Source organism: Streptomyces sp. ISL-11 (assembly GCF_018614525.1).
GTDB lineage: Bacteria > Actinomycetota > Actinomycetes > Streptomycetales > Streptomycetaceae > Streptomyces.
The window spans coordinates 26,788-37,105 of sequence record NZ_JAGGOL010000076.1; the positions used below are offsets into that span (position 1 = coordinate 26,788).

A 10,318-nucleotide genomic window follows, 5' to 3' on the forward strand; every position below is an offset into this window, starting at 1 on the left:
ACGCAGACGAGGAGATATCCCTGGTGGAGAACGAGACCCACTACGCCGAAGCCGTCATCGACAACGGTTCCTACGGCACCCGCACCATCCGCTTCGAGACGGGCCGCCTGGCCCGTCAGGCCGCCGGCTCCGCCGTCGCCTACCTGGACGACGACACCATGGTGCTGTCGGCCACCACCGCGTCCAAGAAGCCCAAGGACCAGCTCGACTTCTTCCCCCTCACGGTGGACGTCGAGGAGCGGCAGTACGCGGCCGGCAAGATCCCCGGCTCGTTCTTCCGCCGCGAGGGCCGGCCCTCCGAGGACGCGATCCTCACCTGCCGCCTGATCGACCGCCCGCTGCGCCCCTCCTTCAAGAAGGGCCTGCGCAACGAGATCCAGATCGTCGAGACGATCATGGCGCTCAACCCCGACCACCTGTACGACGTGGTCGCGATCAACGCCGCCTCCTGCTCCACGCAGCTCGCCGGCCTGCCCTTCTCCGGTCCGATCGGCGCCACCCGCGTCGCTCTGATCAAGGGCCAGTGGGTCGCGTTCCCGACCCACACCGAGCTCGAGGACGCCGTCTTCGACATGGTCGTGGCCGGCCGTGTCCTGGAGGACGGCGACGTCGCGATCATGATGGTCGAGGCCGAGGCCACCGACAAGACCGTCCAGCTGGTCCAGGACGGCGCCGAGGCCCCGACCGAGGAGGTCGTCGCCGCCGGTCTGGAGGCGGCGAAGCCCTTCATCAAGGTCCTGTGCCGCGCCCAGGCCGAGCTCGCCTCCAAGGCCGCCAAGCCCGAGGGCGAGTTCCCGGTCTTCCTCGACTACCAGGACGACGTCCTGGAGGCGCTGACCGCCGCGGTCAAGAGCGAGCTCGCCCAGGCGCTCACCATCGCCGGCAAGCAGGAGCGCGAGACCGAGATCGACCGCGTCAAGGAGATCGCCGCCGAGAAGCTGCTCCCGCAGTTCGAGGGTCGCGAGAAGGAGATCTCCGCCGCGTACCGCTCGCTGACCAAGTCCCTGGTCCGTGAGCGCGTCATCAAGGAGAAGAAGCGCATCGACGGCCGCGGGGTGACGGACATCCGTACCCTCGCCGCCGAGGTCGAGGCCATCCCGCGCGTGCACGGCTCGGCGCTCTTCGAGCGTGGCGAGACCCAGATCCTGGGCGTCACCACCCTCAACATGCTCCGTATGGAGCAGCAGCTGGACACCCTTTCCCCGGTGACCCGCAAGCGCTACATGCACAACTACAACTTCCCGCCGTACTCCGTCGGCGAGACCGGCCGCGTCGGTTCGCCGAAGCGCCGCGAGATCGGCCACGGCGCCCTGGCCGAGCGCGCCATCGTGCCGGTGCTGCCGTCGCGCGAGGACTTCCCGTACGCGATCCGTCAGGTGTCCGAGGCCCTCGGCTCCAACGGCTCGACGTCCATGGGCTCGGTCTGCGCCTCCACCATGTCGCTGCTGAACGCCGGTGTGCCCCTGAAGGCCCCCGTCGCCGGTATCGCCATGGGTCTGATCTCCCAGGAGATCGACGGCAAGACGCACTACGTCGCCCTCACCGACATCCTCGGTGCGGAGGACGCGTTCGGTGACATGGACTTCAAGGTCGCCGGTACGAAGGAGTTCGTCACCGCTCTCCAGCTGGACACCAAGCTGGACGGCATCCCGGCCTCCGTCCTGGCCGCGGCCCTCAAGCAGGCCCGCGACGCCCGCCTCCACATCCTCGACGTGATGATGGAAGCGATCGACACCCCGGACGAGATGTCCCCCAACGCCCCGCGGATCATCACCGTCAAGATCCCCGTGGACAAGATCGGTGAGGTCATCGGCCCCAAGGGCAAGATGATCAACCAGATCCAGGAGGACACCGGCGCCGAGATCACGATCGAGGACGACGGCACCATCTACATCGGTGCCCAGGTCGGCTCGCAGGCCGAGGCCGCCCGCGCCACGATCAACGCGATCGCCAACCCGACCATGCCGGAGGTCGGCGAGCGTTACCTGGGTACGGTCGTCAAGACCACCACCTTCGGTGCGTTCGTCTCCCTCATGCCGGGCAAGGACGGCCTGCTGCACATCTCGCAGATCCGCAAGCTCGCCGGTGGCAAGCGCGTGGAGAACGTCGAGGACGTGCTCGGCGTCGGCGCCAAGGTGCAGGTCGAGATCGCCGAGATCGACCAGCGCGGCAAGCTCTCCCTGATCCCCGTGATCGAGGGCGAGGACGGCGAGAAGGCCGACGAGACCAAGGACGAGTCCGACAAGTGACGTCCCGTAGTACACGGAAGACGGCCCGCACCTCCTCGGAGGGGCGGGCCGTCGCCCGTACCCAAACGCTTCTCCAGGGCGAGAACGGCATCGGCACGGTCCGCCGGACCACCCTCCCCGGTGGCCTGCGCGTGGTCACCGAGACCCTGCCGTCCGTACGCTCCGCGACCTTCGGCATCTGGGCCAACGTCGGCTCCCGCGACGAGACCCCCACGCTCAACGGCGCCACGCACTACCTGGAGCACCTGCTCTTCAAGGGCACCGCCAAGCGCAGCGCGCTGGACATCTCCGCCGCGATAGACGCGGTCGGCGGCGAGATGAACGCCTTCACGGCGAAGGAGTACACGTGCTACTACGCGCGTGTCCTCGACACCGACCTGCCGCTCGCCATCGATGTCGTCTGTGACATGCTCACGGGCTCGCTCATCGAGGCGTCGGACGTCGACGCCGAGCGCGGTGTGATCCTCGAAGAGATCGCGATGACCGAGGACGACCCCGGCGACTGCGTGCACGACCTGTTCGCGCACACCATGCTGGGCGACACCCCCCTCGGCCGCCCGGTGCTCGGCACGGTCGACACGATCAACGCCCTCACCCGCGACCAGGTCGCCCGCTTCTACAAGAAGCACTACGACCCGACCCACCTGGTCGTGGCCGCCGCGGGCAACGTCGACCACGCCAAGGTCGTCCGCCAAGTGCGCGCCGCCTTCGACAAGGCCGGCGCCCTGACCCGTACGGACGCCGTGCCCGTCGCCCCGCGCACCGGCGCCCGGACGATCCGTACCGCCGGCCGCGTGGAGCTGCTGGGCCGCAAGACCGAGCAGGCGCACGTCGTCCTCGGCATGCCGGGCCTGGCCCGCACCGACGACCGCCGCTGGGCGCTCGGCGTGCTCAACACCGCCCTCGGCGGCGGCATGAGCTCGCGCCTCTTCCAGGAGGTGCGCGAGAAGCGCGGTCTGGCCTATTCGGTCTACTCCTACACCTCGGGCTTCGCCGACTGCGGTCTCTTCGGCGTCTACGCCGGCTGCCGCCCGAGCCAGGCCCACGACGTGCTCAAGATCTGCCGCGACGAGCTGCACAAGGTCGCGTCGGACGGGCTGACGGACGAGGAGATCACCCGCGCCGTCGGGCAGCTCTCCGGCTCCACGGTCCTGGGCCTGGAGGACACGGGCGCGCTGATGAACCGCATCGGCAAGAGCGAGCTGTGCTGGGGCGAGCAGATGTCGGTCGACGACATGCTGACGCGCATCTCGGCCGTCACCCCGGACGAGGTCCGCGAGGTGGCCCGCGATGTACTGGGACAGCGTCCGTCGTTGTCGGTCATCGGCCCGCTGAAGGACAAGCAGGCGGCCAGGCTCCACGACGTCGTGGCCTGACAGAGCCCGGCCGATCACCGCCGGGCCCGAGAGAAGGAAGCACCAAGGATGAGCAAGCTGCGCGTGGCGGTCATCGGCGCCCGGGGGCGGATCGGCGCCGAGGCCGTACGGGCCGTCGAGGCCGCCGACGACATGGAACTGGTGGCCGCGCTGGGCCGGGGCGACAAGCTGGACGCGCTGACCGAGGCGGGAGCCCAGGTCGCGGTCGAGCTGACCCACCCCGATTCGGTGATGGAGAACCTGGAGTTCTGCGTCGGCCACGGCATCCACGGCGTCGTCGGCACCACCGGCTGGACCGAGGACCGTCTCGCGCGGCTGAACTCCTGGCTGGACGCCTCGCCCTCCACGGGCGTCCTCATCGCGCCGAACTTCTCCATCGGCGCGGTCCTGACCATGGCCTTCGCCCAGCAGGCGGCCCGGTTCTTCGAGTCCGTCGAGGTCGTCGAGCTGCACCACCGCGGCAAGGCCGACGCCCCCTCCGGCACCGCCACCCGCACCGCCCAGCTCATCGCGGCGGCCCGGGAGACGGCGGGCCTGCCCCGGCAGGAGGACCCGACCACGCACGGCCTGGAGGGCGCGCGCGGCGCGGACGTCGACGGCGTGCCGGTGCACGCGGTGCGGCTGCGCGGTCTGCTCGCCCACCAGGAGGTCCTGTTCGGCGACACCGGCGAGACGCTGACCATCCGGCACGACTCGCTGCACCACAGCTGCTTCATGCCCGGCATCCTGCTGGGCGCGCGGCGCGTGGTGGACACCCCTGGGCTGACGTTCGGCCTGGAACACTTCCTGGACCTGGGCTGAGGACCGTGCGCGCCAAGATCGTCTACTTCGCCCTGGCCGCCGTCCTGGTCGTCTACTTCGTCCTGGTCGGCAGCCGCGGCGTCATGCTCATCGAGCAGGGCACGGCCATCACCGTCGCCTTCGGCGCCGCGGTGCTGGTCCTGCCGTTCATCGGTGCCTGGTTCCTGTACCACACGACGAAGTTCGCCCGGGACGCCAACCGCCTGGCCCGGGAGCTGGAGGCCGAGGGCGGCCTGCCGGTCGACGAGCTCGCGCGGACGCCCGGCGGCCGCATCGACCGCGACTCCGCGGACGAGGTCTTCGCCCGGCGCCGCGCCGAGACGGAGGACACCCCGGGCGACTGGCGTACGTGGTTCCGGCTCGCCGTCGCCTACCACGACGCCCGTGACACCCCGCGGGCCCGCAAGGCCATGCAGCGGGCCATCGCCCTGCACGACGGCAAGCCGGTACGGGTCGACGCCGCGTAGGCCGTGTCCGGCGGGTCATGTGAGCGGGTGCTGGGGGCTGTGTCGTGCGCACCACCGCTGCGCGGTGGTGTCCTCAATCGCCGGACAGGCTGCTGTGCTGTGTCCTCAAACGCCGGACAGGCTGAAAGCGGCTGAGCTCAGCCGAAATCAAGCCCGTCCGGCGATTGAGGACGCGCCCGCAGGGCGCCCGCCGCCGCAGGCGGCAAGGACGGCCCGCCCCGCCGCAGGCGGCCAGGCGGCAGAGACGGCCCGCGGTCGAAGAGCCACCGGACGCCGCCTAGTGGTCGTACTCGGCGATCCGGGCCTCGACCGCGTCGGCCGCGACGCCGAAGGCGTCGGGGCGGGCCAGGAAGTCGGCGCCGTGGTCGGTGATCACCGCAGGCAGCGGCTCGCCCTGCGCGCGGTGCACGACCAGCGCCTGGCCCTGGACGGTGCGCGGCAGCCCGAGCCACCGCACCGGCTGCTGTACGGTCCGCACGCCGGCGACCTCCTGCCAGGGCACCACGGTGCTCGACAGCAGACGGACCTGCCGCAGCCCCCGGGGGCTCAGCCAGATGCCCACGCGCACCAGCCGCACCGCGGCCGTGATCATCAGCGCGGCCAGGACCACACAGGCCCCGGCAACCGGCAGCGAGCCGGCCAGGGCGATGATCAGCGCGGAGAAGAGCACGTACGAGGCGAGCAGCAGCACCAGTGCGGCGCCGGCGACCCGCCAGGGGCCGGGACGGTACGGACGCCGCCAGCGGGACTCGTCCTCGTAGGGCAGGGGCTCGACCGTGTGCGGGGCCCGGGGCGTCGCGGGTTCGCGGGCCGCGGCGCCACGGTCGGCTGTCAGAAAGGGCAGGGGCATTGGGCGAGGTTAAACGATAGGCAAAAGGCCCGGCCACGTCAGGGTGGCCGGGCCGGGGGCGCCGCCGCCTCGGGGCGGCCGGACGGGAGCCGTCAGCGGCCTTCCCTGGCTTCCGACTGCTGGGTGTGGTGCGTGTTCTGCGCGCCGGTCTGCAACGACGGCATGCCGAACAGCAGCGCCCCGACCAGCCCCGCGGTGACCGTGAGCCCCATGAGCGCCCGTGCGGCGATCTGGGAGAGACTGGCGCGATCTCGGGGCGGCGGCGTGACGTTGCTGCGATAACGCTCGGCTTCGGCGACGAAGGCGAATGGCACGGGCTCTCGCCGGCGGAACATGAAGGGCTCTCCTAGGAACCTCGAGTGTGGTGTCACACATAAGGACGTGCGAAGAGCGCCTTAGGTGCCCGTTTTCGGCGACTTCTGTGAAAAATCTCAACGGGCGCCCCGGCACTCCCGCGAACCGCGCTCCGGCACGCGGCCGCTGTCAGTGGTGGCCCGTAGGCTGGGCGCCGCCCGAGCAACGCGATTGGAAGGACCCCGCCGGTGACCGAGAGCCCCACCGAGACCGCAAAGCCCACATTCCGCGGAGACGTGACCGTCGAGCTGGTCAAGCACAGCGCCGCCGACTCCGACGTGCTGTGGGCCGCCCGCGTCTCCACCGCCGGCGAGCAGTCCCTCGAAGAGATCACCAAGGACCCCGAGCGGTCCAAGGGGCTCATCAATTACCTGATGCGCGACCGCCACGGCAGCCCCTTCGAGCACAACTCGATGACCTTCTTCATCAGCGCCCCGATCCTCGTCTTCCGCGAGTTCATGCGCCACCGCGTCGGCTGGTCCTACAACGAGGAGTCCGGCCGCTACCGCGAGCTCCAGCCGGTCTTCTACGTCCCCGGCCAGGACCGCAAGCTGGTCCAGGAGGGCCGCCCCGGCAAGTACGTCTTCGTCGAGGGCACCGACGCGCAGCACGAGCTGACCACCCGCGCCATGGAGGACTCCTACCGCCAGGCGTACGAGGCGTACCAGGAGATGCTGGCCGCGGGCGTCGCCCGCGAGGTCGCCCGCTCGGTCCTGCCGGTCGGTCTCTTCTCCTCCATGTACGCCACCTGCAACGCCCGCTCGCTGATGCACTTCCTCGGTCTGCGCACCCAGCACGAGCAGGCGGCCGTCCCCTCCTTCCCGCAGCGCGAGATCGAGATGGTCGGCGAGAAGATGGAGGCGGAGTGGGCCAAGCTCATGCCGCTCACCTACGCCGCCTTCAACAAGAACGGCCGCGTCGCTCCGTGACGTCCGGATCGTCGGGGAAGTGACGGCGTGCGGCGTACGCACCAGTAGCTAAGGTGTCCGTATTGCGGCTTTTCCTGACTTTCATCTAGGCTGAATAAACGGACCCGGCACTGCTTGAACCCCCGAGCAGGCAGTGCCGGGATCCCTTTCGCACTCCCCGAGGGAGCACCTCACGGTGAGCAACGAGTAGCGTGGCCCTCATGGCTCCGACCTCCACACCGCAGACGCCCTTCGGGCGGGTCCTGACCGCCATGGTCACGCCCTTCACCGCCGAAGGCGCCCTTGATCTCGACGGCGCGCAGCGACTCGCCGCCCACCTGGTGGAATCCGGCAACGACGGCCTCGTCGTCAACGGCACCACCGGCGAGTCGCCGACCACCAGCGATGCGGAGAAGGCCCAGCTCGTACGGGCCGTGGTCGAGGCGGTCGGGGACCGCGCCCACGTCGTCGCCGGAGCCGGTACCAACGACACCCGCCACAGCGTCGAGCTCGCCCGCGCCGCCGAGAAGGCGGGCGCCCACGGCCTCCTCGCCGTGACCCCGTACTACAACAAGCCGCCGCAGGAGGGCCTGCTCCGGCACTTCACCGCGATCGCCGACGCCACCGGTCTGCCGGTGATGCTCTACGACATCCCCGGCCGCAGCGGCGTCCCGATCAACACCGAGACGATCGTCCGCCTGGCCGAGCACCCCAGGATCGTCGCCAACAAGGACGCCAAGGGTGACCTGGGCCGCGCCAGCTGGGCCATCGCCCGCTCGCGCCTCGCCTGGTACTCCGGCGACGACATGCTCAACCTGCCGCTGCTGTCCGTCGGCGCCGTCGGCTTCGTCTCGGTCGTGGGCCACCTCGTCGCCCCCGAGCTGCGCGCCCTGCTGAGCGCCCACCTCGCCGGTGACGTCACCAAGGCCACCGAGATCCACCAGCAGCTGCTGCCGGTCTTCACCGGTATGTTCCGCACTCAGGGCGTCATCACCACCAAGGCCGCCCTGGCCCTCAAGGGCCTGCCCGCCGGGCCCCTGCGACTGCCGCTGGTCGAGCTCTCCCCGGAGGAGACCGAGCAGCTCAAGCGCGATCTCGCCGCCGGCGGGGTAGAGCTTTAGCCAGAGGCACACCCGGCGCGCACCATCCGCCGCGGCAGCCTCCGGCCACAGACTTCACAACTGAACACCGAAAACAACTGCAAGTGCACGAATGTCGCGCGCGCCATGTGTCCCGGGTGGACATGTGGCGTGCGTGGTGAGGAGAGTCTTTTGAGTCACCCGCACCCTGAACTCGGTCCCCCGCCGAAGCTCCCCGAGGGCGGCCTTCGCGTCACGCCCCTCGGCGGCCTCGGCGAGATCGGCCGCAACATGACCGTCTTCGAATACGGCGGCCGCCTGCTGATCGTCGACTGCGGAGTGCTCTTCCCCGAGGAGGAGCAGCCCGGAGTCGACCTGATCCTGCCGGACTTCACGTCCATCCGGGACCGCCTCGACGACATCGAAGGCATCGTGCTCACGCACGGCCACGAGGACCACATCGGCGGCGTCCCGTATCTGCTCCGTGAAAAGCCGGACATCCCGCTGATCGGCTCCAAGCTGACCCTCGCGCTCATCGAGGCCAAGCTCCAGGAGCACCGCATCCGCCCGTACACCCTTGAGGTCGTCGAGGGTCACCGCGAGCGCATCGGTCCCTTCGACTGCGAGTTCGTCGCGGTCAACCACTCCATCCCCGACGCCCTCGCGGTCGCCATCCGCACCCCGGCCGGCATGGCCGTGCACACCGGCGACTTCAAGATGGACCAGCTTCCGCTGGACCGCCGCCTCACCGACCTGCCCGCCTTCGCGCGGCTCGGCGAGGAGGGCATCGACCTGCTGCTCTCGGACTCCACGAACGCCGAGGTTCCGGGCTTCGTGCCCCCCGAGCGCGACATCTCCAATGTCCTGCGCACGGTCTTCGCGAACGCCCAGAGCCGCATCATCGTGGCCAGCTTCGCCAGCCACGTGCACCGCATCCAGCAGATCCTGGATGCCGCGCACGAGTACGGTCGGCGGGTCGCCTTCGTCGGCCGCTCGATGGTCCGCAACATGGGCATCGCCCGTGACCTGGGTTATCTCAAGGTCCCGGCCGGCCTCGTCGTCGACGTGAAGACCCTCGACGACCTGCCGGCGGACGAGGTCGTGCTGGTCTGCACGGGTTCCCAGGGCGAGCCGATGGCCGCGCTGTCCCGGATGGCCAACCGCGATCACCAGATCCGGATCGTCCAGGGCGACACCGTCATCCTGGCCTCGTCCCTCATCCCGGGCAACGAGAACGCGGTCTACCGCGTGATCAACGGCCTGACCCGATGGGGAGCCAACGTCGTCCACAAGGGCAACGCCAAGGTCCACGTCTCGGGCCACGCCTCCGCGGGCGAGCTGCTGTACTTCTACAACATCTGCAAGCCCCGCAACCTGATGCCGGTCCACGGCGAATGGCGCCACCTTCGGGCGAACGCGGAGCTCGGCGCGTTGACGGGCGTCCCCAAGAACCACATCGTGATCGCCGAGGACGGCGTCGTGGTGGACCTGGTGGACGGTCACGCGAAGATCGTCGGCAAGGTCCAGGCCGGGTACGTGTACGTCGACGGCCTCTCGGTCGGCGACGTCACCGAAGCCTCGCTCAAGGACCGCCGCATCCTCGGCGACGAGGGCATCATCTCGGTCTTCCTCGTCGTCGACAGCACGACGGGCAAGCTCGTGGGCGGCCCGCAGATCCACGCGCGCGGCTCGGGCATCGAGGACTCCACGTTCACCGCGGTGGTCCCCAAGATCGAGGACGCCCTCGCCAAGTCGGCCTCGGACGGCGTTCTGGAGCCCCACCAGATCCAGCAGCTCGTCCGCCGGATCATGGGCAAGTGGGTGTCCGACACCTACCGCCGGCGCCCGATGATCCTCCCCGTGGTCGTCGAGGTCTGACGCCACATCAGCCGAACGGACGGCCGCCCCGGTGCCGATTTGCATCCGGGCGCGGCCGTCCAGTAGGTTTACGGTTCCACCGCGAGGGGAACCCCGGAACGCCCAGTGCGTGAAGGATCGTTCCGCAGGCGGTGGGGAAATCGACTCGGAGAGATCTGATAAAGTCGGTGAAGCCGGAAAGCGAAAGCGAGAAGGCAAACCCCGCTCCAACAGGGGGACCGGAAACGAAGTCCGAACCGGAAACGGAACGGAAAACGGATCTGGTAAGGTTGGAAACACGAAATACCGAAGGGAAGCGCCCGGAGGAAAGCCCGAGAGGGTGAGTACAAAGGAAGCGTCCGTTCCTTGAGAACTCA

9 protein-coding genes are annotated in these 10,318 nt (G+C 69.6%); 7 read left to right on the forward strand and 2 right to left on the reverse strand.

Translation table 11 applies throughout. From position 1 onward, the window contains the following. The first annotated feature begins 23 nt into the window (after nucleotides 1-23). Genes J7E86_RS16995 through J7E86_RS17010 form a run of 4 tightly spaced genes read left to right on the forward strand, consistent with a single transcriptional unit; the run spans nucleotide 24 to nucleotide 4,893 of the window. The gene (locus tag J7E86_RS16995; protein WP_215082544.1) at nucleotides 24-2,249 is read left to right on the forward strand and encodes a polyribonucleotide nucleotidyltransferase; all 2,226 of its coding nucleotides are present in this window, start codon (nucleotides 24-26) and stop codon (nucleotides 2,247-2,249) included. Beyond that, the gene (locus J7E86_RS17000) at nucleotides 2,246-3,625 is read left to right on the forward strand and encodes a pitrilysin family protein (protein ID WP_215082535.1); all 1,380 of its coding nucleotides are present in this window, start codon (nucleotides 2,246-2,248) and stop codon (nucleotides 3,623-3,625) included. The genes J7E86_RS16995 and J7E86_RS17000 overlap by 4 nt, the downstream gene beginning before the upstream one ends. 48 nt (nucleotides 3,626-3,673) lie before the next feature. Continuing rightward, on the forward strand, nucleotides 3,674-4,426 hold the full coding sequence (gene dapB / locus J7E86_RS17005) for a 4-hydroxy-tetrahydrodipicolinate reductase (RefSeq protein ID WP_215082536.1): 753 nt from the start codon (nucleotides 3,674-3,676) through the stop codon (nucleotides 4,424-4,426). Between the two features lie 5 nt (nucleotides 4,427-4,431). After that, nucleotides 4,432-4,893 carry a hypothetical protein gene (locus J7E86_RS17010; protein ID WP_215082537.1) on the forward strand — a complete coding sequence of 154 codons (462 nt, stop codon included), beginning with the start codon at nucleotides 4,432-4,434 and terminating at the stop codon, nucleotides 4,891-4,893. A gap of 277 nt (nucleotides 4,894-5,170) precedes the next feature. Here the strand turns inward: J7E86_RS17010 and J7E86_RS17015 are convergent, their stop codons facing one another. Then, nucleotides 5,171-5,743, reverse strand: coding sequence for a hypothetical protein (locus J7E86_RS17015; protein ID WP_215082538.1), 573 nt, complete (start codon nucleotides 5,741-5,743; stop codon nucleotides 5,171-5,173). 92 nt (nucleotides 5,744-5,835) lie between these two features. Beyond that, nucleotides 5,836-6,078 carry a hypothetical protein gene (locus J7E86_RS17020; RefSeq protein ID WP_215082539.1) on the reverse strand — a complete coding sequence of 81 codons (243 nt, stop codon included), beginning with the start codon at nucleotides 6,076-6,078 and terminating at the stop codon, nucleotides 5,836-5,838. Nucleotides 6,079-6,285: 207 nt separating this feature from the next. Between J7E86_RS17020 and thyX the strand changes: the two genes are divergently transcribed. From thyX to J7E86_RS17035, 3 genes are all read left to right on the forward strand, one after another. Continuing rightward, on the forward strand, nucleotides 6,286-7,026 hold the full coding sequence (gene thyX / locus J7E86_RS17025; protein ID WP_215082540.1) for an FAD-dependent thymidylate synthase: 741 nt from the start codon (nucleotides 6,286-6,288) through the stop codon (nucleotides 7,024-7,026). 200 nt (nucleotides 7,027-7,226) lie between these two features. Then, complete coding sequence (dapA, locus tag J7E86_RS17030; protein WP_215082541.1) at nucleotides 7,227-8,126, forward strand: 4-hydroxy-tetrahydrodipicolinate synthase; 900 nt, start codon at nucleotides 7,227-7,229, stop codon at nucleotides 8,124-8,126. A 150-nt stretch (nucleotides 8,127-8,276) separates the two neighbouring features. Next, a complete protein-coding gene (locus J7E86_RS17035; RefSeq protein ID WP_215082542.1) occupies nucleotides 8,277-9,962 on the forward strand; it encodes a ribonuclease J in 1,686 nt (561 codons plus the stop codon). Nucleotides 9,963-10,318: the final 356 nt, after the last annotated feature.